Consider the following 26,612-nt stretch of genomic DNA (forward strand, 5'->3'; position numbering starts at 1 on the left):
CAATGAATACACTACAGCAAGTTGAAGAAATCAAACATATTCAAGAAGGAAACATTTTAATGCCCCAAGGGTTCAAAGCGTCAGGTGTCCATGCAGGATTACGCTATTCTAAAAAGGACGTTGGCATCATTTTTACCGATGTCCCAGCATCAGCCGCGGCCGTTTATACACAAAATATAGTTCAGGCAGCTCCAATCAATGTAACGAAAGACAGCATTGCCGTTACTGGGAAACTACACGGCATTGTAGTGAATAGTGCTTGTGCGAATGCTTGTACAGGTGAACAGGGTTTAAATGATGCAAAGGAAATGAGGAAGCTTGCTGCTCAAAAGTTCGGTTTGGAGGACCATTCATTTGCAGTGGCTTCAACGGGAGTCATAGGGGAATTCATGGAAATGGAAAAGGTAAGGAAAGGGATAGAGTCATTGCAGCCAGAAAATACACCTGAAGCTGCTGAAGCTTTTGGTACAGCCATTTTAACAACGGATATCGTAACGAAGAGCTGTGGTTATGAAACAATCATCGATGGTAAAACCGTGAAAATGGGCGGTGCTGCAAAGGGCTCGGGAATGATTCATCCAAACATGGCCACAATGCTAGGTTTCATTACGACGGATGCCGTCATTGAACCGGCTGATTTACAGCAAGCACTATCCTCGATTACAAATGATACATTCAATCAAATCACGGTTGATGGCGACTGCTCAACGAACGACATGGTGTTGGTACTCGCGAATGGAGAAGCGAACAATGAACCTTTGACACCTGACCATCCGGAATGGTCCATCTTCCTGGAATTATTAAAGCAAACTTCGGAAAATCTCGCCAAACAAATTGCGAAAGACGGAGAAGGTGCCACAAAACTGATAGAAGTGAATGTTCATGGCATGAATACGAAGCAAGATTCACAGATGATGGCGAAGACGATCGTTGGGTCAAATCTAGTGAAAACGGCAGCTTTTGGAGCGGATGCAAACTGGGGACGAATCATTGCTGCGATGGGAAGAAGCGGAGTGGTATTCAATCTGGATCAAACAACGATCGTTTTTGGTGACATTGTCGTACTTAAAGATGGTGAGCCAATCATGTTTTCTGAGGAAGATGCCAAAGCATACTTGGAAAATGAAAGTATCATCATTCATGTTTATTTGAAAGATGGTAATGAATCAGGCACGGCATGGGGCTGCGATTTAACCTATGATTATGTGAAAATAAACGGAAGCTATCGTTCGTAAGAGGTGAAAAGTATGGACATATTAGTCATTAAGTGCGGCGGCAGCATCATTAACGAGTTATCGGAGTCGTTTTTCAATAGTGTTAAAGAGTTACAAAACCGCGGCTACCATATCGTCTTTGTGCATGGAGGCGGCCCTGATATAAATTCAATGCTTGAAAAATTTGAAATTGAACCTGTATTTGAAGATGGGTTAAGAAAAACGACCACTGAAGTGTTGGAAATTGTGGAACTTATGCTGGCAGGCAAATCAAACCGCAGCCTCGTTCATAAATTGGAAGCTCATGGCATCAAGGCAGTCGGTTTAAATGGCTCTGATGGCGGAATTCTCACAGGTGATTATATCGATGAACAGAAACTTGGAGCTGTTGGTGAAATACAACAAGTCAATACGGAATTATTCGGCCTTTTATTCGAAAAAGGTTATTGTCCGGTATTGACGCCCATTTCAACTACCGAAGAAGGCACTAAATTAAATGTGAATGCCGATATGGCTGCAGGATCTGTAGCGAAGGCACTATCGGCCGATATGTGTTTATTTGTGACCGATGTTAAAGGGGTCTTGAAGAACGGGCAGATCATTGAGAAATTGAATGAAACGGAAACGAAGAATATGATCATGGATGGAAGTATCCATGGGGGAATGATCCCGAAGGTCAATACAGCGTTGTCGGTGCTGAATAAAGGGATTGAAGAAGTGATGATCGTTAGTGGGAAAGATCATTTTTATCAAGGCGGTCAATTCATCGGTACGAAATTTCTTCAGGAGGAAGGGGTATTACAATGAGTTCTTTATTTCCAACATATGCAAGATGGAACATTGAGCCGAGAAAAGCGTCAGGATTGAAGATTACGAGTGTAACAGGTAAAGAGTATTTGGATTTCACATCCGGAATCGGGGTACTGAATCTTGGACATTGTCATGAGAAGGTAAAAATGGCCGTCACGGAACAGCTTGATAAATATTGGCATGTATCGAATATGTTTCAAAGTTCCATACAGGAACGGACAGCAAAAATGCTGGCTGATGCCTCTGGTTTAAGTCAGGTGTTCTTTGCCAACAGCGGCGCCGAGGCGAATGAGGCAGCTATCAAACTAGCACGTAAAGCTACCGGGAAAAGCAAAATTGTCACATGTCAGCAGTCTTTCCATGGCCGTACGTTTGCAACGATGGCTGCAACCGGGCAGGAAAAAATCAAGACTGGTTTCGGACCGATGCTAGCTTCGTTCGAATATGTTCCATTTAATGATAATGATGCCATGACAGCAGCCATCGATGAAAATACGGCAGCTGTAATGATTGAAATCGTTCAAGGAGAAGGCGGCATCCATGTTGTACAGCAATCATATCTGGACGCGATTCAAACTAAATGCCAAGAACACGATGTTCTCATTATCATAGATGAAATTCAGACTGGGATAGGGCGTACAGGGAAACCATTCGCATTCCAGCATTTCAATATTCAACCGGACATCATCACTTCTGCAAAAGGACTGGGAAATGGCCTGCCAATCGGGGCGATGATTGGGAAGGAAGCGCTGGCTGAGTTCTTTAACCCTGGAAGTCATGGATCCACTTTTGGAGGTAATCCCGTCAGTGTCTCGGCAGCCGAAGCCGTGTTAAAGGAAATTTTCCATTCAGGGTTTTTAAAAGAAACCGTTAAAAAGTCTGAATATCTTAAAAGCGAGTTGGCAAAAGCATTGAAGGGCATGGAAGAAGTGAAAGAGATTCGCGGTCTGGGAATGATGGTCGGAATTGAGTGTAAACAAGATGTTCAGGTGTTTTTAATGGAACTGCAAGAAGAGGGCTTACTTGTATTGAGTGCAGGTCCTAAAGTACTTCGTTTACTCCCATCCCTGACAGTTACCGAAGCGGAGATCGATAGGGCGATAAATGAAATTAAAAAAGTATTGGCAATAAAACAAACTGTCTAAATTAATTGAATTTTTATAGAACAAAATGAATAATTATGCTATTGTATATATAAATATACAACATCTAAAGAGGTGAAGATCATGAAAAGCTATCTATATTTAGAGAATGGTTCCGTCTTTGAAGGGGAACTGCTGACTAAATCGACTGAAAAAACAATCACTGGAGAGATTGTCTTTTTCACAGGAATGACCGGATATCAAGAAGTGTTGACAGATCCTTCATATAAGGACCAGATTGTCATCTTCACATACCCGCTAATCGGAAATTACGGAATCAATGAACATGATTTTGAAAGCAAGAAGCCGCATGTTGCCGGTGTGATTGTATATGAAGGAAATATGAGCCATTCCCATTATCAGGCTGAATATTCACTTGGTGAATATTTAGACAAGTGGAACATCCCTCTTTTAAGCCATGTTGACACAAGAGCGGTCGTTAAGAATATAAGACAGGAAGGTTCCATGCAGGCAGTCATTACAGCAGAAGAAAAATACACTGTCGTACCCGGCCTGAATGGTTTATCAGCCCATGTAGCTGAGGTATCCACAAAGGTTGTCGAGAGCTTTGGGGAAGGCGACAAGCACGTTGTGATGATGGATTTCGGCTATAAAAAATCCATATTGGATTCATTGGTCGAGCAAGGCTGCCGAGTCTCTGTCGTACCATTCGATACGGAATTCGAGCAAATCAAGGACTTGAAGCCAGATGGTATTTTGCTTTCAAATGGGCCTGGGGATCCAAAACAGCTTGAATACCTCTTAGGAAACATTAAAAAGATCATTACGAATTTTCCAACGATGGGCATCTGCCTCGGTCATCAATTAACGGCCCTTGCCTTAGGCGGAAATACTAAAAAAATGCTGTTTGGACATCGCGGTGCGAATCAGCCCGTGGTCGATTTGAAAACGAAAAAGGTGTATATGAGTTCGCAGAATCATAGTTATGAGGTTGATGAACCGAGCTTGCAAGGAACATCACTGCAAGTGAGATTCAGAAACGTGAATGATAACACGGTTGAGGGGCTCATGCATGAAGACTTGCCAATCTTCACTACCCAGTACCACCCAGAGGCAAATCCAGGACCTGTCGAGAGTTCATTACTATTCAACGACTTTTTACAAATGATAAATGATTATAGCGGGAGAGAAAAAGCTTATGCCTAAGGACGATACGATACAGACCATTTTAGTGATTGGTTCGGGGCCGATTGTCATTGGGCAGGCCGCCGAATTCGATTATGCAGGTACACAGGCCTGCCTTGCTTTAAAAGAAGAAGGATATAAAGTCATACTGGTCAACAACAATCCAGCAACGATCATGACTGATGATATGAATGCGGATGCTGTCTATTTCGAACCTTTAACAGTTGATGTACTGGAAAAGATCATTTCCAAAGAAAAGCCGGATGGCCTGCTCGCTACATTAGGCGGTCAAACAGGATTGAATCTTGCTTATCAATTGGATGATGCTGGAGTACTTGAAAAATATAATGTCAAATTATTGGGAACTCCGATCGACTCCATCAAAAAAGGGGAGGATCGTGAACTGTTCCGTGAGTTGATGTTTGAAATAGGTGAACCCGTTCCCGACAGTACGATTGTCCATACCCTTGAAGAAGCGCTGGCTTTTGCCGACAAAATCGGTTTCCCCATCATCGTTCGTCCCGCTTATACACTCGGCGGAACTGGCGGTGGTATTGCCGATTCACTGGACACCTTTAAGGAACTTGTACGGGGAGGACTTCAAGAAAGCCCGATTACACAATGCTTGATTGAAAGAAGCATAGCTGGTTATAAGGAAGTCGAATATGAGGTTATGCGAGATGGCAACAATACGTGCATCACCATCTGTAATATGGAAAATATCGATCCGGTGGGGATCCATACAGGTGATTCGATCGTCGTGGCACCATCACAGACTTTATCGGACGATGAGTTTCAGATGCTGCGTGCCGCATCCATTAAAATCATTTCTGCTTTAGGTATCATAGGCGGATGTAACATTCAATTTGCCCTTGATCCGAATAGCAAGCAATATTATTTAATAGAAGTAAACCCGCGCGTCAGCCGTTCATCGGCACTGGCTTCCAAAGCGACAGGTTATCCAATAGCACGCATAGCCGCAAAGCTCGCTGTCGGCTACGATTTATCGGAGCTCATCAATCCAGTAACGAAAAGCACATATTCAAGCTTCGAACCTGCTCTTGACTACGTAGCGGTGAAGTTCCCGAGGTGGCCATTCGATAAATTCACGACCGCCAACCGAAAATTGGGAACACAGATGAAGGCGACTGGTGAAGTGATGGCTTTACACCGCAGCTTTGAAGGGGGAGTCCAAAAGGCCGTCGATTCTTTGGAATTGAAAACGATTGGGCTGCAGCTATTATCGCTGAAAAATAAAACGGTTCCTGAACTTTGGGGAAAGCTTGCCGAAAAATCTGATGAACGAATATTTGTCATTTTTGAAATGCTTAGAAAAGGCGTGACGATTGAAGAAATCCATGAAGCGACAGCCATAGATTATTTCTTCCTTAAATCCTTTGCGTCATTGATCCAGTACGAATTGGGGATTGAATCTAAGGCAATCGATCAGGTAACAAAGGAAGAACTGCAGACATACAAGGAAAAGGGCTTTTCCGACCGCTATCTTGCTTCCGTATGGAAAGTAAGTGAGATGGAAGTGAGAGCACACCGCAAATCACTGGGTCTTACGGCTGTCTACAAAACGGTTGATACATGTGCAGCCGAGTTCGAATCACATACGAACTATCACTATTCAACATATTTTGGTGAGAACGAACAGAAAAAAACTGATAAAAAGAAAGTCTTGATGATTGGCAGCGGTCCGATCCGCATAGGACAGGGAATAGAATTTGATTACTGTTCGGTTCACGGTGTTTATGCACTCCAGGCTGAAAATGTTGAAACGATCATGATCAATAATAATCCGGAAACGGTAAGCACGGATTTTGCGACGGCAGATCGCCTTTATTTCGAACCGTTGACTCTTGAATATGTTCTTAATGTAATAGAAGCGGAAGATATTAAAGATGTTATCGTCCAATTTGGTGGGCAGACTGCGATAAACCTGGCAAAAGGCCTGGAAGAATACGGTGTCAATTTGTTGGGGACTTCCTTCGATACACTTGATCAATTAGAAGATCGTGATCGTTTTTATCAGCTTCTTCAAAAACTGGATATCCCGCATGTACCGGGTTCAATGGCTAATGGTGAACAACAATTAATTGCAAGTGCAGAGGCAATCGGCTTTCCGGTGCTCTTACGCCCATCCTATGTAATTGGCGGCCAGGGAATGGAAATCATCCGCTCCAAGGAAAGCTTGTTGAATAGAATGGCAAATGGAACGGCACTTGTCTATCCAGTGTTGATCGATTCCTATATTCCAGGGAAGGAAACCGAAATCGATTTGATTGCGGATGGAAATGATGTATACATTCCCATCATTGCCGAACATATAGAGAAAGCAGGCGTCCATTCAGGGGATAGCATGGCATTATTGCCAGCTCAATCCTTAACGGATGATATCAAAGATAAAATGACCCTTTATGCTAAAAAACTAGTTAGTGAACTTGGTTATAAAGGACTTATGAACATCCAATTCGTGATTGAGGGAAATAGTGTATATGTATTGGAAGTGAATCCTCGTGCAAGCCGGACAATCCCAATCATCAGTAAAGTGACCGATGTATCCTTGGTGCAAATAGCGACAAAAATATTGCTTGGGAAATATTCATTGTCGAATGCGTTCGAAAAAACGGGCTTAATGGATGAAATTCCATATGCAGTCGTCAAATATCCAGTATTCTCTACATTTGCACTAAGCGGACTTGATTCGAAGGTAGGTCCGGAAATGAAATCAACAGGTGAAGGAATAGCTATCGGGGAAACGGTAAATGAAGCGTTGACAAAAGTATTCCATGCTCAAAAAGCTAAACATACTACTGGTGTTTATCAATCAGAATCTGTCCAATTAAGTGAAGATTTGTTAGCTCAAATCAAAGAAGCAGGTTTGATATTGGGGAATTCGGAGTTTGATAAATGGTTAAATGAAGGAAATGCAGCGGTCGTTTTGGCATATGGAACAACGGAGGAAGATAAGAAGCTAAGGTTACTTGCAGCGAAATACCGACTGCTTGCATTTACGGAAGAAGAGACGTTCAAGGCCTATCTACAATCGGTAGAAAATGCTGATCCAGGGGTGAATTCGCTTCAGGAATGGCTTGTACCATATTCGAAAGGAGTGTCACACGTATGAGTTCAATGACGGCACCGACACAAGCGAAGATTTTAAATGGAAAAGATTTTTTGACCATGAAGGAGTCTACACCAACGGCAATTGCAGATTTGTTAAAACTGGCGCAGACCATTAAAGGCAAATTGCAAGCTGGTGAAGAATATACGCCTTTAAAAGGGAAAACGCTGGGGATGATCTTTGAAAAATCGTCTACCCGTACCCGTGTTTCTTTTGAAGTGGGCATGATGCAGCTTGGCGGACACGCTTTGTTCCTAAGTGGCAATGACTTGCAAATTGGACGTGGTGAAACTATTTCCGATACTGCAAAAGTCCTTTCTGAATATATTGATGGCATCATGATTCGTACCTTCGAGCATGAAAAAATCCTGGAATTGTCAGAAAATGCTTCTATCCCAGTCATCAATGGGTTAACAGATCTTGCCCATCCTTGTCAGGTGCTTGCTGACTTCTTGACGATCATCGAGATAAAAGGGCAGCTAAAAGGCTTGAAGATGAGTTATATCGGTGATGGCAATAATGTTGCCAATTCATTGATGGTAGGCTGTGCAAAAATGGGAATGGATTTTTCCATTGGATGTCCTGACGCCTACAAACCTGATGAAAAGGTCGTCGCCTATGCTAAAAAAGTGGCAGAAGAGACTGGCAGTGAAATTTTGGTGACAACCTCAGCTTCGGAAGCCATAAAAGAGGCGGATATCGTCTATTCCGATGTTTGGACCTCCATGGGGCAGGAAATCGAGAATGGTATCCGCTTAGAAGCTTTTAAAGATTATCAAATCAATGGTGAGCTAGTAAAACTTGCTAAAGAAGATTATTTATTCATGCATTGCCTGCCTGCACATCGGGAGGAAGAGGTTACGGCTGAAGTCATCGATGGACCTAATTCAGTCGTTTTCCACCAAGCCGGAAATCGTCTGCATGCCCAAAAGGCGGTCCTAGTGGACTTAATGTCTTAATCAAAAAAGGCGTCTGCTCTATGAGCGGACGCTTTTTTGATTCAAGCCGCTTTCCTAATTTTTCTGACATGAAAGGAAGGAACCTGGTAATAATAACAGGGAAAGCATGTAAAGGGGTGAAATCTATGGGGCAAAATCGTCAATTTAAGCCAGGTCAAAAGGCACCGAATAATGGGACCTACGTAGAAATCGGTGAAACGGGCAGCACGGTAGTGAATCCGAAAATGGTAAAGCTTGATGCAGGGGATTCTTTTCCTGAAACATCCAATCATAACCGGATATGGACATATAAGCGGAAGCCATGAAACATCTAAAAGCAGGAAAAAGGAATGATCGCCATCCTTCTTCCTGCTTTTTTCTATTCAGCGGAATAACCGAATATATTCGAGATTTCCAAACAGCACTTCCTTAAATAATGGCTTAAAGGATCTTCATGATGATCAGGAATGCTCTCGGTGAACCCAACGGCAGTGATCGCTCCCAATAATTCCGAATTATAATTAAAAACCGGAATGGACATGGAGGAAACGGATGGTACAAGAGGCTCTTTGGCAAAAGCTATTTTGTATTTCCGAATTTCATCATATTCATTTGTTTCTTTAAGGAACGAACCTGTAACATTACGATCTTTTTCAATCCATTCCGCCGTCAATGAAGGATCCTGAAATACAGTGAATACCTTTCCGGAAGAGGATGATGGCGGAAGTCGCGTACCTAACTGTGCCCCGATGTTTAAGTTTTGGTTGGAATTCCATATTTTTGCAGTGATTGGTCCATCATATGTCCAAACGGAAAAAAGGACCGTGCAAGAAGTATGGTGACTGATTTCCTGTAAATAAGGAGTTATTCTGCTCGTTACATCCTCATTTCCTATCGCTGCCATTCCGTATTGAATCAATTTGCTCCCAAGGTGATACATACCGGTTGTCTTATCGCGATATAGTAGCTCCAGTTGAGTCAAAGTATTCAAATACTTATAGAGGTTACTTTTCGTTATTTCCGTTAATTCCTGTATATCAGAGAATCTTAAAGGAGTTCTTTGGGAAGCAAGTAAATCTATGATGCTCATCCCTATTTGTAATGATTGAATCGTCGAACCGGATTTTACGATTTCCATAAACCAATCTCCCTAATCTGTTTTAATTTAGGTCTAGTATATCAGAATCTGTAAAATATAAATGAAATTTAGCAGAAAAACCGCCGGCTGCTTGAAGCTATCAATATTCTTTCCTATTAAAAAAATAACTTTAGCGCAGTTTTTTTATTGATTCCGAAGTGCTGTTATTCGTGTAGATGATAACATTTGCACAAAAATTCTCAATACTTTCTTGACAATATTCCGAAAATTGAGTTATTATTTATATAAATAGTGAACAGTGTTATCTATAAATGGAATTGATAAGATGTACAGTCATTCAAATACTGGTATGCGAAGCGAATCCAGCAGAATCAGGATGGTGGCATCAAAAAGAGGTATTAAAAAAATCCAGATAAATAAAGGAGAATGAAAAATGAAATTAGTAACGTTCAGCAGTCAAGGATTTAAACGTATTGGTGCAATTTATCCGAATAATGTAGTAGTTGACTTGAACTATGCCTATCAAGCGCTTCTTGAAAGCGAAGGGAAACTTCGCAGTGAACAAATCGCTGACGCGTATGTACCTGCAACAATGGAGGAGTTTTTACAGGGAGGGAATGAAAGCCTTTCCATCGCGCAAAAGGCTGCGGACTACGCTATTAACAATCGTGATTCCTTCAGACATAAATTGGTACATGAAATTGAAAATATAAAGCTTGAGGCCCCTGTCCAAAAGCCAAGCAAAATTATTTGTGTCGGACATAACTACCGTGAGCATATTGCTGAAATGGGTCGTGAACTGCCGCCATTCCCTGTGGTATTCGCAAAGTTCGCCAATACAGTAATCGGTCCCCAGGATGATATACCGTTTTTCCCAATCTCTGAACAACTGGATTATGAAGCGGAATTCGCTTTTGTAGTCGGACAAAGGGCACGTAATGTTTCTAAAGAAGATGCTCTTGATTATGTAGCTGGTTATACAATTGCGAATGATGTCACTTACCGTGATATCCAACGGCGTACACTTGAGTGGCTCCAAGGGAAAACGGTTGAAGGAAGCGCTCCGATGGGGCCTTGGTTAGTCACTGCCGATGAACTTTCCGATCCATCTGGCTTAAATGTCCGATTAACGATAAATGGTGAAGAACGCCAAAAAACGAATACATCCAACTTCGTATTCGATGTGAAGTATCTAGTTGAATTCTTATCGAACTTAATGACTCTTGAACCAGGTGACATCGTCCTCACAGGAACACCGGGTGGGGTAGGGGTAGCCCGTGATCCACAAGTGTTCTTAAAAGATGGTGACGTTGTCAAAATCGAAATAGACAAAATAGGTTATCTTGAAAACCGTGTGCGACGTGTCGGGGAGGGAAAATAAAATGGCTTATCAGGAAATCGGGACATCAATCCAATCGGTTCAACAATCAATCGACCACATTCTTGAGACAGCGGCAAACCTACCGGAAGAAACGATCCGATTTAAACCAGCAGAGGATGAATGGTCAATCATGCAGATACTTTCCCATTTAGCTGAAGCCATTCCTTATTGGTTAGGTGAAGTGGAAACTGTAATAGCAATGCCTGGAGCCGAATGGGGGCGTGGATTGCAAGATCCAGCCCGATTGGCAGCAGTTACCGATACAGACAAACTTGCTGTTGAAGATGTCATGAAGCAAGTGGAGGAGCTTAAATATAAAGTGGAGAGCAGTCTCGGGAATTTAGATGAAGAAACACTATCCAAAGAATCGCCACACCGGAATTTCTCTAAATTCGGAAACAAACCAGTTTCTTATATAGTCGATCACTTCATCGATGAGCATGTTTCAGGACACTATGATCAAATAAAGCGAAATCTTTCTAAAATCCAGTGAGGCAAGATAAATAAGAAAGTAGGGATTAATATGGCTGAAAAATCGGAATACATGAATAGTACAATCGTAAAAGATTTTACAAAGGATATTCAGCGGTATAACCTTGGGCCGCTGTGGGAAGCCATTCCCGCTCTGATGGACCATGAACCTAAACCTCATGCGCATGCTTATTTATGGAAAGAAGAGCTTTTGACAAAAAAATTGATGGAAGCAGCTGAAATCTTCACACCTGACCGAGGCGGGGAGCGCAGGGCCATTTATTTTCAGAACCCTGGACTCACTTATCGTCAGCCTTGGGGATGGGCTTCGACAACGCAAACGCTATATGCAGCGGTCCAGCTATTGCTGCCAGGTGAAGTGGCCCCTTCCCACCGTCACTCCCAAAGTGCACTTCGTTTCATTACGAATGGTGAAGGTGCCTACTCCATCGTGCAGGGAGAAAGAATCTTCATGGAAGAAGGAGATTTCTTGATCACGCCTAAAAACCTATGGCATGGTCATGGACATGTTGGCGATAAACCGATGATTTGGATGGATGCCCTTGATATCCCAACCATCTATTCCATAGGCGGCACTTTCTTTGAACCATATCCTGATCGGATTGAAACGCCTAAACGGCCAGATAATTTTTCAGAGCTCCGTTATCAAGGCGGAATGGTTCGTCCAGTATCCGACCGTTATTCACAAGTGGCACCGCTTGCCAACTACAAGTGGAAAGGCACCAAAGCAGCGATAGAAGGATTAATGAATTTCGAACCGGACCCATATGATGGTTTCGCCGTGGAATATATCAATCCATCAAATGGCCAAACGGCCAATCCGACGATGGGGGCGTGGATGCAGAAACTTCCGAAAGGTTTCCATACGAAAGCACATCGCCATACCCATTCCACAATTTATCAAGTGCACCAAGGATCAGGCTATACTGTCATTAATGGAGTGCGTTTTGACTGGTCCAAGGGAGATTATTTCGTCGTTCCGAATTGGGCATGGCATGAGCACGTTGCAGAAGCGGATTCTTACTTATTCTCGGTAAACGACTTACCAATAATGGAAAGATTCGATTTGGAACAGCAACAAGCATTAGACACAAACAATGGGTACCAAAAGGTTGAAAGTGAATTCAAGCCTGTTTTGGTTTGAAATCTTCAGCTAAGATCTCTGTGAATATATGAATGCCAGTCGAATGAAAACGCTTACTGTGGTAGTGGTCCGCAACATTGGCTAAAAGCAACTAGTATAGGGGGAATTGATGATGAACACAGAAAAAAAACCATTCATCGTTATCGGTGGGGGAATTGGCGGTTTGGCAACTGCTTTAGGAATTGCAGAAACAAAACAGTATGTAAAAGTCCTTGAACAAGCTCCCGAGTTTGGCGAAATCGGTGCAGGGATTCAGCTTGCGGCAAATGCCACCAACGTCTTGCAGCGTTTAGGCGTCATGGATAAAATCAATGAAATTGCAGTATTTCCAAAAAGATTGGTGCTGATGGATGCCTTTTCCGGAAAAGAGCTTTCCGCTTTGGATTTAGGTGATGTTTACAAAGAAAGATATGGAGCTCCATATGTTGTTTTGCATCGTTCCGATTTGCATAAAGTACTGGCTGAAGCATGTGAAAAGAACCCGTATATCGAACTGGTTACGAATCAAACCATTATTGAGACAGTAGAAAATGAAGGTGAAGTGACGGTTACTTCTGCCAACGGGTCCCAACATTCAGGAACTGCTGTCATTGGAGCCGATGGATTATGGTCCAAGGCACGGAAACTTTTTGTGGAAGATCAGCCGGTCTGCTCTCAATATGTTGCATACAGGGGAGCGATCCCGATGGAAGAGGTTACGAGCCATGGAGATTTAGATGATGTTTATATGTGGGTTGGGCCAGACCTTCATCTTGTTCAATATCCGGTTAGAAGGGGAGAACTATACAACCAAGTAGTTGTCTTCAAAAGTTCTCAATATACGGAAGAAAACGAAAAAACAGATCAATGGGGAACCCCGGAAGAAATGGACCGTGTGTTTGCCGGAACTTGTGAGCTTGTTCAGAATGCGATTTCATTCATCCAAAGGCAACGCCGCTGGCCAATGTATGACCGACTACCAATCGATAATTGGACAAAAGGAAGAATTACGCTTATGGGAGATGCGGCACATCCGATGCTTCAATACTTGGCACAAGGAGCTTGCCAGGCTTTAGAAGATGCAGCTTATTTGTCGGATATGCTTCATAAGCATGGGAATGACATTGAACAGGCATTTTTGGAATATCAAGAGGAACGCATACCGCGCACGGCTAATGTTCAATCGAGCGCAAGAATGTGGGGGGAAATCATCCACAATACGACCGATGCAGGCATTCTGCTACGAGATACGATCCTTGCAGGTCGGACGGATAAGGATTTCCAATTCGTCGATGAATTTCATGGTTATAATAAAACGGCCGTGAAAGCATAATTCGTTTTGTTTCATCTATGCATCTAAAAGTTAAAACAAAGTTGATTGGAGCGGGTGTACGAGACTCCTGCTTAGAAAAGCGAGACCCCGCAGGCGTAAAGACGCCGAGGGCGGACCTCCCGCGGAAAGCGAGTGCCTGGAGAGGAAATCAACCAAATTGTACAAACGGCAAAAGCCTTTCTTCTATATGAAGAAAGGCTTTTGCCGTTTATCGTCCATACTTCCTGCATTTTATATAACTTTCCTTTACATGGGGAAAATTAGAAGTATAATGAAAATATAAAGGTCAAATTTGGTCAAACCGAGTGGGAATTCGTTCATGATAGAGATGAATGGGAGGTTTTAAGATGGATATTAATAAAATGACGGAGAGAACCCAACAGGCGTTCATCGGCGGCCAGGAACTAGCCAAAGATAGAGGGAATCCCGAGCTGACGGAGCTTCATTTATTAAAGGCCTTAATGGAACAGGATGAAAGTTTATTAATCAGGATTTTATCTGAATCTGGTAAACCGATGAATCTATTTGATATAGAGCTAAATAAGGAACTGGATCGATTACCGGAAGTGAGCGGGAGTGTTTCCCAGGTTTACATGTCATCCTCCCTGCAGCAAATGTTGACGGCTGCCGAAAAGGAAATGCAGATGTGGGAGGATGAATACTTATCTGTCGAACATATACTGCTTGCGTCGCTGCAAGTCAATAAAACGAATGTGAACAGGCTTTTTTCATCATATGGAATTGATTATGATAAAGCAAAACAGGTTATAAACGATATAAGGGGGAATCAGCGAGTGACTAGTCAAAATCCTGAAAGCACTTATGAAGTACTGAAAAAATACGGCAGAGATCTTGTTGCTGAGGTTAAATCGGGGAAGGTAGATCCCGTAATCGGCCGTGATACGGAAATCCGTAACGTAATACGGATCCTTTCACGTAAAACGAAAAATAATCCTGTATTGATAGGAGAACCCGGAGTAGGTAAAACAGCCATCGTCGAGGGGCTGGCACAAAGGATCGTCAGGAAGGATGTGCCTGAGGGATTAAAGGACAAGACCGTTTTTTCACTGGATATGAGTGCGCTTGTCGCTGGCGCCAAATTCCGCGGTGAATTTGAGGAACGCCTAAAAGCGGTCTTGAATGAGATCAAGAAGAGTGACGGTAAAATTCTATTATTCATTGATGAATTGCACACAATTGTCGGTGCAGGAAGAACGGATGGCGCACTTGATGCCGGAAATATGTTAAAGCCGATGCTTGCGCGCGGTGAGCTGCATTGTATCGGTGCAACGACCCTTGATGAATATCGGCAATATATTGAAAAGGATCCGGCTCTTGAACGCCGTTTCCAACAGGTTCTGGTTCCCGAACCGGATGTTGAAGATACTATTTCAATTTTGCGGGGATTAAAGGAAAGGTTTGAAATTCACCATGGCGTCAGGATACACGATCGGGCGATCGTTGCGGCCTCTGTCCTTTCGAACCGATATATAACGGAGCGGTTTTTACCGGATAAAGCGATAGATCTTGTGGATGAAGCATGTGCGATGATCCGAATGGAAATCGACTCAATGCCATCCGAGTTGGATGAAATCACGAGAAAAGTCATGCAACTTGAAATTGAAGAGGCGGCCTTGAAGAATGAGGAGGACCTTCAAAGCAGAGCAAGGCTGGAAGTGCTTCAAAAAGAACTATCAGAACTTCAGGATCAAGCTAATAGCATGAAATCGAAGTGGCAAATGGAGAAATCAGCGCTTCAAAAGGTGCAGGATCAACGTGAAGAGCTTGAGAAACTGCGACATGAACTGGAACAGGCAGAGAATGACTATGACCTTAACCGGGCAGCTGAACTTCGGCATGGAAGGATTCCGCAGCTTCAAAAAGAATTGGACGCAATGGAAGACGAATTGGAAAAGGAAAAACAGGAATCTCGATTGCTTCGCCAGGAAGTGACGGAGGAGGAAATTGCCTCGATTGTTGCAAGGTGGACGGGGATTCCGATTAGCAAGCTGGTGGAAAGTGAAAGGGAGAAGCTGCTTCGCCTATCTGATATCCTGCATGAACGCGTAATAGGTCAAGGAGAAGCGGTGGAACTCGTATCCGATGCTGTTTTAAGGGCAAGGGCTGGAATTAAAGATCCAAACAGACCAATCGGTTCATTCATTTTTCTTGGGCCAACGGGTGTAGGTAAAACCGAATTGGTAAAAGCTTTGGCAGAAACGTTATTCGATAGTGAGGAACATATGATTCGAATCGATATGTCGGAATATATGGAGAAACATTCCGTGTCCCGCCTTGTTGGTGCACCTCCTGGATATGTTGGATTTGAGGAAGGCGGCCAACTTACGGAGGCTGTTAGGAGAAACCCATATTCAGTCATATTATTGGATGAAATTGAAAAGGCGCATCCGGAAGTCTTCAATATTTTGCTGCAAATGCTGGATGATGGAAGGATAACAGACTCCCAAGGAAGAACAATCAACTGTAAAAATACGGTGATCATCATGACTTCCAATATCGGATCCCATTTCTTATTGCAGTCCAACCGGGTGGATGGCGGCATTGAAGAAGAAATAAAAGATCAGGTCTTTAAAGAGTTAAGAGGGCATTTCCGTCCGGAATTTTTGAATCGCGTTGATGACATTGTTTTATTCAAACCTCTGACGAAACAAGAAATCGTGGAAATCGTAGATAAAATGGTTCATCAATTACAAGTAAGGTTAACTGAACAAAATATAGTCCTGAATGTTACTGAAGCGGCTAAGGAATTCATTGCGGAACAAGGATATGATCCGGTATATGGGGCAAGACCGCTGAAGCGATTCATCCAAAAGCATCTGGAAACGAAAATCGCCCGTAAAATCATTGCCGGGACTGTTGAGATTAAAGAAGGAATAACGATTGATTATGATCATGATGAATTGGTTCTCATATAAAAACGTTGAAATGTAGTTTACCCGTAAGCAAAGTACGGTATAACAAAGAGGACATCCTATAAAGGATGTCCTCTTTTGCTTCTTAATGTTGATGAGAGTCTTTAGCTGGCCCAGCAGGCAAGATAGCCGGGATGATGCAAATCAGGATAGCAGCAGCTAATCCTAAAATCGTTCCCTGCGCAGCATCGTATGAAACTCCGATCATGGAAGAAACAACATATACAGTCATATGCACTAATAAGAATGTCCAAAAAATTGTCCAAGCATAACGCATCGAATTTCACCTCATTCCACTACATTCATTTTTATCTTACCATAATTAATATACAGTTAAAACGTGTTTTTAATAATAACCTTTAAATAATTCAATACATTAAATCATAAGAGAACTTTTTCAGGCAGACATGTTGGTTTCAAACTTCAAAAGGGAAATCATACGGAAAAAATAAAAGCAAAAACTCCGTGCTTGGTTAATTTAAGATAAGAAGTTAGGCGTTTCCACTGACCCTTTCTATTTTTCGTCATAAATTAATATAGTAGTAGTAATATTCCTTAAAGGAGTTTGAACGATGGAACAACGAACTTTTCAAATTGATGACCAATGGAATATCATCTATTATCCAGAGCGGCCCAGTGGTTTTTCCGTAATGGTAATTGGAGACCGTAGTCATTTTGTCGAAAAAGAAAGCAGCTTTTGGCTGCAGCATCCTGGCAGGCTGCAGATATTGGAATATTTAAAGGAATACGGATACACCCTATTTTCTTCCAATTTTTTTGGAGCCAACTGGGGCAGTCCTAAAGCACTCGAGCTTTCCCTTAACCTATATATTCTGTTCATGAAAAAAGAAATAGTCAATCAAAGGGTTCATATATTGGCAGAGGGGACAGGCGCACTCCTTGCCTTAAAGTTAATGAATGAACTTGGTAATAAAATACGGTCCGTCGTGTTGATAGATCCGGTTTTTTCCTTGAAAGCACAACTGGAGAAAGAAAAGGAAAATAAGTTCTTCTATAAAAAGTGGCTGTCCGAGGTCGCTGCTGCATATGAGCTCGATCCGGCAGAATGTGAACAGCATATACTGGACACTGAAGATTCAATGATCGCAGAGAATATCCCCATGAAAGTGATTCAGGTTTTTGGAAGCTTACGGAAAGAGCAAGCCTCCCTTTATCGGCAAATCCAGCTGGCTAGAAAAGCAGACTTGCAGCTGACGTATATATTGCCCGAAAAACGTTATAAAATCCCCTATCAAATACAGAAGTTTTTCAATGAGAATGAAGAGACTTTATGAGAAGAGATATATTTTTACAATAGTTTGCATACGATACAGCATCTAAAAAAACTAGACGTGCCGGGTGAAGTGGGCTTGATGGCATACGAGGAGGCTGTATTTATGCAAACAAACATTGTCATTGGCACTTATCGATTCGTGGGATTCTATGTGACTCAATTCTTTTTGAACCAAGGTGAAGAAGTAATCGGAATCGATTGGGATGATTCCGAAGCAAGTCAATATATTAAGGAAGAAAAGGAACTTGAAATAGGCAGGAATTCAAATTATATATATTTTCCGATAAATAAACTTAAATTATTGGATATTTCACAGCAGGACACGGTGTTCATATCTTGTTACGATATTCAAAGCGGAAAAATGGACAAAATCGATTTTGTAATAGGAGAAATCGTTTCCTTCATCGAGAAATGCAAAAAAAATGGCAAGAATGAAACGCCAAATTTCGTACTTTTCATGCCCATTGAAAAAGATGTCAGTACATTTCAGTCGATATTAAGCTCGATTCGTGGAATGGATTCTGCAAAAATCATATTTTTACCGACGATTTATGGACCTTGGCAATCGGAAGGCATGAGCTTTGAAGCTGGAATCAATCAGCTTGGACAGTCTGATATCAAAGCGGCAATTGCAGCCGAATATAACGGAGATGCTCTCTATATCACTGATTTTGTAAATGCTTTGGAAGCGGTGCTTACCACAAGTTCCGATAGGGACATTCAATTGTGCAGCAGTATTGATGATCATTGGGATAAATGTGCCAAGTTAATATTTGGTGAAAGTATGGATTCATTCACTTCCCAATCAACACCTAAAATCAATAAAGGAACAATATTTGAAGTGCAATGCAAAATGGAACCGGAAGAAGGCATTGCATTACAGAGAAAACATAATAAACGATTAAACTTACTTAAAAAGTGGAGAAAGCGTGATTAACATTTTCGTTATTTGGGAAGGACAAAACGGTATATTTGCCTCTAATCTATATGTCTTGTACTATAATGTTCAAGGATAGGAATTAACATCAAAAGATATTCATGATTTTATATGAACGCCCTTTACGAAAGGGTTCAGTGGAATTATGATAATATTGAGCTTATTTTGGCATCAAAATGATCAATTGATGAATATTCAAAAGATAGGGGGAAATGCGGATGAGTTCAGATAAAACTCTTGAATTTATGGGAATCGCCATGAAATACTTCCCAGAGGCTAAAGCGAAGCTTGAAGCAAGCGGGATTCCATTCTCGATGGAGATGGCAGAGCCATTCATGGAGCTCTTTAAAAGCGTTATGCAAGAAGCTTATGAGCTTGGTAAACAAGATGCTCAGCGTTAATTAAAGGCAGGCTGTCCGGTAAAAGGGCAGCCTTAAATTTTTTTATTCTTTTTTCAAGAACTTGGCGATCAATGGGCTCAGATTGATTTTATCAATGGTCGGTTTGTATTGACTGTATAAGCCCATCAATGTTTCAACGCTCGCCATCAATTGCATGTAATCAACCTGCGCTTCCTCTTGCTCCGGTTCATTTTTCCTGCCAAACATCAAATTCGAAAAATGATCATCCGGGTTTCTCTCCCTGTTGCGATTGAAGATGTCCAAAATGAGTTCCTCCTATTCTCCTTTTATTTATAATGTATGTCCTTAAATTTCCCTTGGCATAGGCGCTTGTCCGACTTCCGAAAGAGATTTCTTTAGCTTTTCAAACTGTTAACTCTTGCAAGGAAGTCTTTTTTTATATAAAATTAGTACCAGGTAATAATAGATGATTATAATAACTCATTAAAATATAAGGGGATGGCAAGATGAATGCTGGAATACTAGGGCTTGGCCGCTACTTACCCGACAAAATCGTTACAAATGCGGATTTAGAAAAAATTATGGACACTTCCGATGAGTGGATCCGGACTAGGACGGGTATTGAGGAAAGAAGAATTGCAAATGATGATATTGATACATCAGATATGGCTTATGAAGCCGCAAAAGCTGCATTGAAAAATGCGAAAATTTCGGCTGAAGAGATAGATTTAATTCTTGTAGCCACTGTTACACCTGATCAGTCGTTTCCTTCTGTCGCTTGCATGATTCAAGAGAAATTGGGGGCGATGAAGGCAGCTGCAATGGATGTAAGTGCTGCATGTGCCGGATTTATGTATGCAATGATCACGGCACAGCAATTTATTCAGTCAGGTGCATATAAGCATGTGCTGATTGTCGGTGTTGAAAAACTTTCGAAAGTAACCAATTGGGAAGACCGCAATACTGCTGTCCTTTTTGGTGACGGAGCGGGTGCAGCTGTACTTGGACCTGTATCTGAAGGCAAAGGAGTCCTTTCCTTTGAATTAGGCGCAGATGGAACTGGCGGGAAGCACTTACTACAGGAAGGAGATTTCATTCATATGAATGGACGTGAAGTATTTAAATTTGCTGTCCGTCAGATGGGGGAATCCAGCCTGGGTGTATTGGACAAAGCTGGTTTGACAAAGGAGGATGTAGATCTGCTTGTTCCACATCAAGCAAACATTCGCATTATGGAAGCCTCAAGGGAACGCTTGGGTCTCCCGCTTGAAAAAATGACAAAAACGGTTCATAAATATGGAAATACTTCATCAGCGTCCATTCCAATGGCCCTTGTGGAAGAAATGGAAGCAGGAAGAATCAAGGACAATGACTTAATCGTCATGGTCGGTTTTGGTGGTGGCCTTACTTGGGGAGCGATCGCTCTTAGGTGGGGTAAATAAATAAAAGAAGAAGCAAAACGTAAGAGCTTTAAAAATAGGAAGGAGCCATTTTTAAATGACTAATCGCCGTGTAGTTGTAACAGGTATTGGAGCAATCTCTCCAGTTGGTAATGATGCAGAAACTGGATGGAAAAATATAATCGAGGGGAAATCGGGGATAGGACCTTTAACTCGTTTGAATGCTGAAGAATTTCCGGTTAAAGTGGCTGCTGAAATCAAGGATTTTGATATAGAAACATATATAAATCGTAAAGAAGCACGGAAAATGGACCGTTTTACCCATTATGCGATTGCAGCTTCCGTTATGGCATATAATGATAGCAAGCTGGAAATAACCGATGAAAATGCTGCACGTGTCGGGGTTTGGATCGGTTCGGGTATCGGCGGGCTGGAGACACTTGAGACACAGCATGAAAACTTTTTAAACAGAGGATATAAACGTGTAAGCCCATTTTTCGTACCAATGATGATTCCGGACATGGCAGCTGGCCAGGTTTCTATCTTACTTGGTGCAAAAGGAATCAATTCATGTACGGTAACAGCCTGTGCAACAGGAACTAATTCAATTGGTGATGCGTTTAAAGCCATTCAACGGGGCGATGCCGATGTGATGATTACAGGCGGGGCCGAAGCGCCAATCACAAAAATGTCGGTTGCAGGCTTCTGTGCAAATACGGCTTTATCGACAAACCCTGATCCCCAAACGGCTAGCCGTCCTTTTGATCTTAACCGTGATGGTTTCGTAATAGGGGAAGGAGCTGGAATCATCGTTCTGGAAGATCTTGAACATGCATTGAATAGAGGAGCCAAGATTTATGCTGAAATAGCCGGTTATGGCTCAACTGGAGATGCCTTCCATATCACCGCTCCTGCACCTGGTGGAGAAGGCGGGGCAAGAGCGATGAAAATTGCAATCGAGGATGCAGGTTTGAATCCGGAAGACATCCAATATGTGAATGCCCACGGAACGAGTACGCCTTACAATGACAAATACGAAACGATGGCAGTCAAAGAAGTCTTTGGCGACCATGCTAATAAACTTGCAATAAGTTCCACTAAATCGATGACAGGCCATATGTTAGGGGCAGCAGGCGGTGTGGAAGCGATTTTCACGATTCAGGCAATCAGGGACAGCATTTTGCCTCCAACCATCAATATTGAAACACCAGACCCTGAGTGTGATTTGGACTATGTCCCGAATCAAGCAAGGAAGGGCGAAATCAATGCAGCCATCAGCAATTCACTTGGATTTGGTGGACATAACGCAACTATTCTTTTCAAAAAATATCAATAAGTTTGAAGGAAGAGCAGATCTTAGGGATCTGCTCTTTTTATGTTGAAGGGAAAATTGCAAATACAAGGGATTTAAAATGTGTCAACCGCCTTCTTTAAATCATACGATAGTCAATAGAAGCGGAGGTGTATGGGAAATGGGAGTCATTTCAACCAATGAATGGATGAAGAAGGATTTCAACCGCCCGGTCCAGATGATGGAAAGACTTAAAAGCACTTTCAACGACACCCTTGATGCGGACATGATTTATCGTCATTTATTGAAGCATGGCATGTATTCGCCGAATCAAAAAACAAAACAAACATGGGAAGACTTAAACGAAAATAATGTCTGGGAAAAAACACAAAACTTGTTTACAGCTTATAAGAAGCTATGGGGTGGGCCTGATGTTCCCATATATATTTTTCCGCTCATGTCTTCAGGGATATGGAATAAAAAAGTTGAAACGAAGTCAGGGTTGGCATTTAAAGATAAACTATTCCTTTTTTACGGAAAGGGGATAGCCGAAAAGGAAATGGAGGCGCTGTTGATTCATGAATATCATCATGTTTGCCGTCTGCATCATTTGAAAAAGGACCAAAAAGAATTCACACTCCTGGATACTATGATCATGGAAGGACTGGCTGAAAGAACGGTGGAGAAATATTTAGGAACAAGATTTTTAGCTAAATGGACTAAGTTATATCAGGAAGATAAACTAAGAGAATTTTGGAGTAAGCATTTAGAGGAAAAGCACACGATAAAACGTACAGATCCTCTTCATGATGCACTTCTGCTCGGGACGAAAGGATATCCATATATGCTTGGATACTGTAGTGGCTATTACCTGGTGAAAAATTCTGAGAAACTCTCCGTGAAAAAATCGTTCATTATACAATCTGAAGAATTCCTATCTAAAAAGCGTTAATATATACGTTCTTTTTTTCTTAATCTGTTTTCTAGAATAGGAATAAATTGTATGGTTCCTGCCTATACTGATTGACAAACAGAAATTTGTTTAAGTGAGGGATGAATGATGCTATATCTTCATGATGTATGGGTTAACTGGTTTGAAGGAGAAGAAAACGGCTATAATATTTGTCATTTTCATGAATGGAGGAAGGATGACGGGATCGAACTACTAGATCAAGTTCCTTTGTTGAAAGTGTCATCAACATTGTTCCACTACATAGAAAACGACTTGTCAGAATTACCTAAGCCACTGCTTAATGATGTATATCAAAAAGCATATGCAAGGAAAAATCATGAACGAATTCAGCTCGACTATTGTTTTATCGTGACTGACGGAAATGGAATCTTAGCTGTTGATACGATAGGGTATCATATTCCGATTAGGAAAAGCAGAATAATTCCCCGGCAGGAACAAATTGTTTATGACATGATAGAAAACCATGATGAGATGGATTACACCTTTACTGAAAAACCTACATCTGAGAAAGAATATCATATTTTGTCGCCGTCTCCCTTATTCATGAACGGTTTGACAAGAAAAGAAAGACAGCTTAAGCAATTGCTATTCATGGCCATGGACCAATTATTCACGGCGAAAAACACTGCTGAAATCCGCTATTGGTATACAGAATGGGCTCCTGAGAAATATGAAAGCATTCAAGAAATGGATTTTCAGATAGCTTGGCTTGAATTATATGAAGAAATGAAGGAAGGCTGGTCAGAGAAGCACCTTCAGCTTTGTGAAAACCTTGTGAAGGGGCAGCCTTTTTTTGAAAAGCTGTGGCAAGTTGAGGCAGGCGATAGCCCATCGATATTATGAAAAAAAAGACGATCCGTTGAGGATCGTCTTTTTTTATCTCTTTCTGCCAAGTCCCATGCCATTATACATTTTTCTGATCATTTTATTGGCTTCAATGTTCGCCTTTTCTGCACCGCGGTCCAGAATTTCATCCAATTCAGGCGAATCGATCAATTCATTATAGCGTTCCTGAATTGGCAGGATTTCTCCAAGAACCACCTCAGCCAAATCACTTTTAAAGTCACCATAACCTTTGCCCTCGTACATCTCTTCAATTTCTGTATAAGTTTTTCCACTGAAGATGGAGTATATGGACATAAGGTTGGAAACTCCCGCTTTGTTTTCCTTATCGTAACGGACAATGCCTTCCGAATCGGTAACTGCGCTCTTGATGTTCTTTTCGATTTGCTTCGGATCATCCAATAAGGCAATCGTTGCCTTTTTATTAGGATCGGATTTGCTCATTTTCTTGGTTGGTTCCTGAAGGGACATGATACGGGCCCCTTCTGTAGGGAGGCTGATTTCCGGGATTTTAAATATATCATTATGCTTTTTATTGAACCGTTCAGCCAAATCGCGTGTCAATTCAAGATGCTGTCTTTGATCTTCCCCGACAGGAACCACATCTGTACTATAAAGGAGAATATCGGCAGCCATCAACGGCGGGTAAGTAAGTAGTGATGCGGATACCCCTTCTTTGCCAGCGGATTTGTCTTTAAATTGCGTCATTCTCTCAAGTTCCCCAATATAGGATATACTCTGTAAAATCCAGCCTGCCTGGGCATGTGCTGGTACTTCTGATTGAATGAAGATGGTATTCTTTTCAGGATCCAGGCCAATGGCCAAATATAAAGCGGCCAATGTTTTAATGTTTTTTCTTAACTTAATGCGATCCTGTGGAACTGTAATTGCATGCTGGTCAACAATACAAAAGAAACATTCATATTCCTTTTGTAAGTTAACGAATTGTTTCATTGCTCCGATGTAATTTCCTAAAGTAACGGAACCGGATGGCTGAATGCCGGAGAAAATCCTTTTCAACTGCTAGTCACTCCTCTAAATGCGTTTATTGATAAATGGATATTCGCTCTTCATTATTGTAAGGATAAATAGAAAATGAATCCACTTTCTTTGAAAGAAATGTGCATATTCCTGTGATGGGGAAATGCTCATTTAAATCTTGTGGAGGGCCGTTTTGTCCTGTATCGATGCCATTTTGAGAATACGAAATGTCCACTATACTGTATTTTAGCATTTATTCATATTAAATGTATAATCGAAACGGCAAACAAGCCAATAGAACGGATTTTCCGCTTCTTTTTTTTGAATATGGAAGAAATGAAGGGTTCAAGGAAAATCAATCCGTTTAACATATTTCACAATGAGCGGACCATTTTAGGGAAGGATACTCACAAGGGAATACAGGGTTGTTGAACGTATTCTCATTTTGTAAGTCAGTTTTTTTTATTATTTATAATATATAGGAGTAAAGTTAATTGTTTGTGGTATTAAAGAAAGGGGTTTATTATATTTGTTGAATATTGATGACTGATGGCGAATGAGGTGGAGAAATGAAACCAATGTGTAAATGGTTGATGACAGGAATGTGCATATTCCTGATTCAACAGCCAGTTCATGCACAAGGCATGAACGAAACCAGGCAGGTGGCATTAGAAAATAAAGAATTGCCTGCGAGCGTACCGCGTTTTGTTTTTGATTCGGGGTTGAAATTCGACTATCCGGATGCTGTGCGCGGAATATATGTGACAGGGCCTGCAGCGGGCGGCAGTAAATTGAATGAACTTATTAAATATGTAGATGAAACCGACTTGAATGCGATGGTCATTGACATTAAGGATGACAAGGGGAACGTTACGTTTAAAACGGAAGATCCAGATTCTCCTTATGCTGGGATTGGTAAAGACTACATAAAAAATCCAGGGGCAATGCTGAAAAAATTGGAGGATAAACAGATTTATCCGATTGCAAGGGTAGTCGTCTTTAAAGACTCACTTTTGGCCAAAGAGAAGCCTGAATTATCTTTTGTAGATGGCGAAAAGGTATGGAAGAATGGTCGAGGGGAAGCCTTCGTTAACCCATTCTTAAAAGAGGTGTGGGATTATAATGTCGGTATCGCCATTGAAGCGGCAAAGATGGGTTTTAAAGAAATTCAATTTGACTATGTCCGTTTTCCCGAGGGATTCGAAAATAAAGAAGATGATTTGAAATATGATGTCGGTGAATATGATGAAGCGAAAGTGAGTCATACAGCCAAAAGGGTTCAGGCAGTGACAGATTTCGTAAGTTATGCGAGGAAACAGCTGGAGCCATATGATGTGGAAGTATCAGTGGATATTTTTGGTTATGCAGCTACATTGCCTGAAGCTCCCGGAATAGGGCAAAACTTCACAAAAATCTCTGAGAATGTCGATGTAATTTCCTCGATGATCTATCCGAGTCACTGGACATCTTATTTTGGTATCGATAAGCCTGATTTGGAGCCTTATAATCTCGTTAAGGAATATGCGAAATTGGAGAACGGGAAGCTGAAGGAATTAAAAACTCCACCTACTTCAAGACCTTGGCTACAAGATTTTACTGCCTCATATTTAGGTGAAGGGAATTACCAAAGGTATGGAAAGGAAGAAGTGGAAGCCCAAATAAAAGCGTTAAATGATAATGGTATTGATGAATACTTATTATGGAATGCAGCAAATCGATATACAAAGGGAGTAGACTATACCCCATGAAAAAAAGGATGACCTTGGAAGATTCTTCCGGTCATCCAATTT

General features: G+C 41.6%; 24 protein-coding genes. 20 read left to right on the forward strand and 4 right to left on the reverse strand.

Features of this window, described 5'->3' with window-relative positions; genetic code table 11:
• The first annotated feature begins 2 nt into the window (after nucleotides 1–2).
• The 7 genes from argJ (at nucleotide 3) to ABC374_RS04760 (ending at nucleotide 8,706) form a co-directional block, all read left to right on the forward strand.
• Nucleotides 3–1,235 carry a bifunctional ornithine acetyltransferase/N-acetylglutamate synthase gene (gene argJ, locus ABC374_RS04730; protein ID WP_413016239.1) on the forward strand — a complete coding sequence of 411 codons (1,233 nt, stop codon included), beginning with the start codon at nucleotides 3–5 and terminating at the stop codon, nucleotides 1,233–1,235.
• A gap of 12 nt (nucleotides 1,236–1,247) precedes the next feature.
• Nucleotides 1,248–2,021 carry an acetylglutamate kinase gene (argB, locus tag ABC374_RS04735; protein WP_350301725.1) on the forward strand — a complete coding sequence of 258 codons (774 nt, stop codon included), beginning with the start codon at nucleotides 1,248–1,250 and terminating at the stop codon, nucleotides 2,019–2,021.
• The gene (gene argD, locus ABC374_RS04740; RefSeq protein ID WP_413016242.1) at nucleotides 2,018–3,169 is read left to right on the forward strand and encodes an acetylornithine transaminase; all 1,152 of its coding nucleotides are present in this window, start codon (nucleotides 2,018–2,020) and stop codon (nucleotides 3,167–3,169) included. Before argB ends, argD begins: the two co-directional genes overlap by 4 nt.
• An 81-nt stretch (nucleotides 3,170–3,250) precedes the next feature.
• Nucleotides 3,251–4,333, forward strand: coding sequence for a carbamoyl phosphate synthase small subunit (locus ABC374_RS04745; RefSeq protein ID WP_413016243.1), 1,083 nt, complete (start codon nucleotides 3,251–3,253; stop codon nucleotides 4,331–4,333).
• A complete protein-coding gene (carB, locus tag ABC374_RS04750) occupies nucleotides 4,326–7,445 on the forward strand; it encodes a carbamoyl-phosphate synthase (glutamine-hydrolyzing) large subunit (protein WP_413016245.1) in 3,120 nt (1,039 codons plus the stop codon). Before ABC374_RS04745 ends, carB begins: the two co-directional genes overlap by 8 nt.
• On the forward strand, nucleotides 7,442–8,401 hold the full coding sequence (argF, locus tag ABC374_RS04755) for an ornithine carbamoyltransferase (RefSeq protein ID WP_413016247.1): 960 nt from the start codon (nucleotides 7,442–7,444) through the stop codon (nucleotides 8,399–8,401). Before carB ends, argF begins: the two co-directional genes overlap by 4 nt.
• A gap of 125 nt (nucleotides 8,402–8,526) precedes the next feature.
• Nucleotides 8,527–8,706, forward strand: coding sequence for a YjzC family protein (locus tag ABC374_RS04760; RefSeq protein WP_034314546.1), 180 nt, complete (start codon nucleotides 8,527–8,529; stop codon nucleotides 8,704–8,706).
• Between the two features lie 53 nt (nucleotides 8,707–8,759).
• Here the strand turns inward: ABC374_RS04760 and ABC374_RS04765 are convergent, their stop codons facing one another.
• A complete protein-coding gene (locus ABC374_RS04765; RefSeq protein ID WP_350301729.1) occupies nucleotides 8,760–9,518 on the reverse strand; it encodes an IclR family transcriptional regulator in 759 nt (252 codons plus the stop codon).
• A 394-nt stretch (nucleotides 9,519–9,912) separates the two neighbouring features.
• On the opposite strand from ABC374_RS04765, the gene ABC374_RS04770 reads away from it, so the two are divergent.
• The 5 genes from ABC374_RS04770 to clpB all read left to right on the forward strand — a co-directional run bounded on the left by ABC374_RS04770 (nucleotide 9,913) and on the right by clpB (nucleotide 16,744).
• A complete protein-coding gene (locus ABC374_RS04770; protein WP_413016250.1) occupies nucleotides 9,913–10,860 on the forward strand; it encodes a fumarylacetoacetate hydrolase family protein in 948 nt (315 codons plus the stop codon).
• 1 nt (nucleotide 10,861) lies between these two features.
• Nucleotides 10,862–11,353, forward strand: a complete 492-nt coding sequence (locus ABC374_RS04775) for a DinB family protein (protein WP_413016252.1) — start codon at nucleotides 10,862–10,864, stop codon at nucleotides 11,351–11,353.
• Between the two features lie 30 nt (nucleotides 11,354–11,383).
• Nucleotides 11,384–12,496, forward strand: coding sequence for a cupin domain-containing protein (locus ABC374_RS04780; RefSeq protein ID WP_413016254.1), 1,113 nt, complete (start codon nucleotides 11,384–11,386; stop codon nucleotides 12,494–12,496).
• 109 nt (nucleotides 12,497–12,605) lie between these two features.
• The gene (locus ABC374_RS04785) at nucleotides 12,606–13,808 is read left to right on the forward strand and encodes an FAD-dependent monooxygenase (protein WP_413016256.1); all 1,203 of its coding nucleotides are present in this window, start codon (nucleotides 12,606–12,608) and stop codon (nucleotides 13,806–13,808) included.
• Nucleotides 13,809–14,155: 347 nt separating this feature from the next.
• Nucleotides 14,156–16,744 (forward strand): ATP-dependent chaperone ClpB, encoded by a 2,589-nt coding sequence (gene clpB, locus ABC374_RS04790; RefSeq protein WP_413016257.1) that lies wholly within the window; start codon nucleotides 14,156–14,158, stop codon nucleotides 16,742–16,744.
• Nucleotides 16,745–16,826: 82 nt separating this feature from the next.
• Here clpB and ABC374_RS04795 read toward each other — a convergent pair whose 3' ends face one another.
• On the reverse strand, nucleotides 16,827–17,018 hold the full coding sequence (locus ABC374_RS04795; RefSeq protein ID WP_350301735.1) for a YjzD family protein: 192 nt from the start codon (nucleotides 17,016–17,018) through the stop codon (nucleotides 16,827–16,829).
• Nucleotides 17,019–17,313: 295 nt separating this feature from the next.
• Here ABC374_RS04795 and ABC374_RS04800 point away from each other — a divergent pair, with 295 nt between their 5' ends.
• The 3 genes from ABC374_RS04800 (at nucleotide 17,314) to ABC374_RS04810 (ending at nucleotide 19,373) form a co-directional block, all read left to right on the forward strand.
• Nucleotides 17,314–18,036, forward strand: a complete 723-nt coding sequence (locus ABC374_RS04800; protein WP_350301736.1) for a hydrolase — start codon at nucleotides 17,314–17,316, stop codon at nucleotides 18,034–18,036.
• Nucleotides 18,037–18,138: 102 nt separating this feature from the next.
• Nucleotides 18,139–18,972 (forward strand): Rossmann-fold NAD(P)-binding domain-containing protein, encoded by an 834-nt coding sequence (locus tag ABC374_RS04805; protein ID WP_350301737.1) that lies wholly within the window; start codon nucleotides 18,139–18,141, stop codon nucleotides 18,970–18,972.
• A 218-nt stretch (nucleotides 18,973–19,190) separates the two neighbouring features.
• Nucleotides 19,191–19,373, forward strand: coding sequence for a ComZ family protein (locus ABC374_RS04810; RefSeq protein ID WP_034314525.1), 183 nt, complete (start codon nucleotides 19,191–19,193; stop codon nucleotides 19,371–19,373).
• A 42-nt stretch (nucleotides 19,374–19,415) separates the two neighbouring features.
• On the opposite strand, the gene ABC374_RS04815 is transcribed toward ABC374_RS04810, so the two are convergent.
• A complete protein-coding gene (locus tag ABC374_RS04815; protein ID WP_350301738.1) occupies nucleotides 19,416–19,637 on the reverse strand; it encodes a hypothetical protein in 222 nt (73 codons plus the stop codon).
• 203 nt (nucleotides 19,638–19,840) lie between these two features.
• On the opposite strand from ABC374_RS04815, the gene ABC374_RS04820 reads away from it, so the two are divergent.
• The 4 genes from ABC374_RS04820 (at nucleotide 19,841) to ABC374_RS04835 (ending at nucleotide 23,841) form a co-directional block, all read left to right on the forward strand.
• Entirely contained in the window at nucleotides 19,841–20,776 is a 936-nt protein-coding gene (locus ABC374_RS04820; RefSeq protein WP_350301739.1) for a beta-ketoacyl-ACP synthase III, read from the forward strand.
• A gap of 55 nt (nucleotides 20,777–20,831) precedes the next feature.
• Nucleotides 20,832–22,070, forward strand: a complete 1,239-nt coding sequence (gene fabF, locus ABC374_RS04825; RefSeq protein ID WP_063232185.1) for a beta-ketoacyl-ACP synthase II — start codon at nucleotides 20,832–20,834, stop codon at nucleotides 22,068–22,070.
• Between the two features lie 136 nt (nucleotides 22,071–22,206).
• Entirely contained in the window at nucleotides 22,207–22,977 is a 771-nt protein-coding gene (locus ABC374_RS04830; protein ID WP_413016261.1) for a DUF2268 domain-containing putative Zn-dependent protease, read from the forward strand.
• 108 nt (nucleotides 22,978–23,085) lie between these two features.
• Nucleotides 23,086–23,841 carry a YjbA family protein gene (locus ABC374_RS04835; protein WP_034314514.1) on the forward strand — a complete coding sequence of 252 codons (756 nt, stop codon included), beginning with the start codon at nucleotides 23,086–23,088 and terminating at the stop codon, nucleotides 23,839–23,841.
• Nucleotides 23,842–23,874: 33 nt separating this feature from the next.
• Here the strand turns inward: ABC374_RS04835 and trpS are convergent, their stop codons facing one another.
• Nucleotides 23,875–24,861, reverse strand: coding sequence for a tryptophan--tRNA ligase (trpS, locus tag ABC374_RS04840; protein WP_350301742.1), 987 nt, complete (start codon nucleotides 24,859–24,861; stop codon nucleotides 23,875–23,877).
• Between the two features lie 563 nt (nucleotides 24,862–25,424).
• Between trpS and ABC374_RS04845 the strand changes: the two genes are divergently transcribed.
• Entirely contained in the window at nucleotides 25,425–26,570 is a 1,146-nt protein-coding gene (locus ABC374_RS04845; protein WP_413020271.1) for a putative glycoside hydrolase, read from the forward strand.
• Nucleotides 26,571–26,612: the final 42 nt, after the last annotated feature.

The sequence above is a fragment of the Peribacillus phoenicis genome, assembly GCF_047238085.1.
In the GTDB taxonomy this organism is placed as follows: Bacteria; Bacillota; Bacilli; order Bacillales; family DSM-1321; genus Peribacillus.

What these genes read in the sequence shown, in the direction of transcription:
- argJ (WP_413016239.1), top strand. Translation starts at nt 3, where the DNA reads ATGAATACACTACAGCAAGTTGAAGAAATCAAACATATTCAAGAAGGA.
- argB (WP_350301725.1), top strand. Translation starts at nt 1,248, where the DNA reads ATGGACATATTAGTCATTAAGTGCGGCGGCAGCATCATTAACGAGTTA.
- argD (WP_413016242.1), top strand. Translation starts at nt 2,018, where the DNA reads ATGAGTTCTTTATTTCCAACATATGCAAGATGGAACATTGAGCCGAGA.
- ABC374_RS04745 (WP_413016243.1), top strand. Translation starts at nt 3,251, where the DNA reads ATGAAAAGCTATCTATATTTAGAGAATGGTTCCGTCTTTGAAGGGGAA.
- carB (WP_413016245.1), top strand. Translation starts at nt 4,326, where the DNA reads ATGCCTAAGGACGATACGATACAGACCATTTTAGTGATTGGTTCGGGG.
- argF (WP_413016247.1), top strand. Translation starts at nt 7,442, where the DNA reads ATGAGTTCAATGACGGCACCGACACAAGCGAAGATTTTAAATGGAAAA.
- ABC374_RS04760 (WP_034314546.1), top strand. Translation starts at nt 8,527, where the DNA reads ATGGGGCAAAATCGTCAATTTAAGCCAGGTCAAAAGGCACCGAATAAT.
- ABC374_RS04765 (WP_350301729.1), bottom strand. Translation starts at nt 9,518, where the DNA reads ATGGAAATCGTAAAATCCGGTTCGACGATTCAATCATTACAAATAGGG.
- ABC374_RS04770 (WP_413016250.1), top strand. Translation starts at nt 9,913, where the DNA reads ATGAAATTAGTAACGTTCAGCAGTCAAGGATTTAAACGTATTGGTGCA.
- ABC374_RS04775 (WP_413016252.1), top strand. Translation starts at nt 10,862, where the DNA reads ATGGCTTATCAGGAAATCGGGACATCAATCCAATCGGTTCAACAATCA.
- ABC374_RS04780 (WP_413016254.1), top strand. Translation starts at nt 11,384, where the DNA reads ATGGCTGAAAAATCGGAATACATGAATAGTACAATCGTAAAAGATTTT.
- ABC374_RS04785 (WP_413016256.1), top strand. Translation starts at nt 12,606, where the DNA reads ATGATGAACACAGAAAAAAAACCATTCATCGTTATCGGTGGGGGAATT.
- clpB (WP_413016257.1), top strand. Translation starts at nt 14,156, where the DNA reads ATGGATATTAATAAAATGACGGAGAGAACCCAACAGGCGTTCATCGGC.
- ABC374_RS04795 (WP_350301735.1), bottom strand. Translation starts at nt 17,018, where the DNA reads ATGCGTTATGCTTGGACAATTTTTTGGACATTCTTATTAGTGCATATG.
- ABC374_RS04800 (WP_350301736.1), top strand. Translation starts at nt 17,314, where the DNA reads ATGGAACAACGAACTTTTCAAATTGATGACCAATGGAATATCATCTAT.
- ABC374_RS04805 (WP_350301737.1), top strand. Translation starts at nt 18,139, where the DNA reads ATGCAAACAAACATTGTCATTGGCACTTATCGATTCGTGGGATTCTAT.
- ABC374_RS04810 (WP_034314525.1), top strand. Translation starts at nt 19,191, where the DNA reads ATGAGTTCAGATAAAACTCTTGAATTTATGGGAATCGCCATGAAATAC.
- ABC374_RS04820 (WP_350301739.1), top strand. Translation starts at nt 19,841, where the DNA reads ATGAATGCTGGAATACTAGGGCTTGGCCGCTACTTACCCGACAAAATC.
- fabF (WP_063232185.1), top strand. Translation starts at nt 20,832, where the DNA reads ATGACTAATCGCCGTGTAGTTGTAACAGGTATTGGAGCAATCTCTCCA.
- ABC374_RS04830 (WP_413016261.1), top strand. Translation starts at nt 22,207, where the DNA reads ATGGGAGTCATTTCAACCAATGAATGGATGAAGAAGGATTTCAACCGC.
- ABC374_RS04835 (WP_034314514.1), top strand. Translation starts at nt 23,086, where the DNA reads ATGCTATATCTTCATGATGTATGGGTTAACTGGTTTGAAGGAGAAGAA.
- ABC374_RS04845 (WP_413020271.1), top strand. Translation starts at nt 25,425, where the DNA reads ATGTGCATATTCCTGATTCAACAGCCAGTTCATGCACAAGGCATGAAC.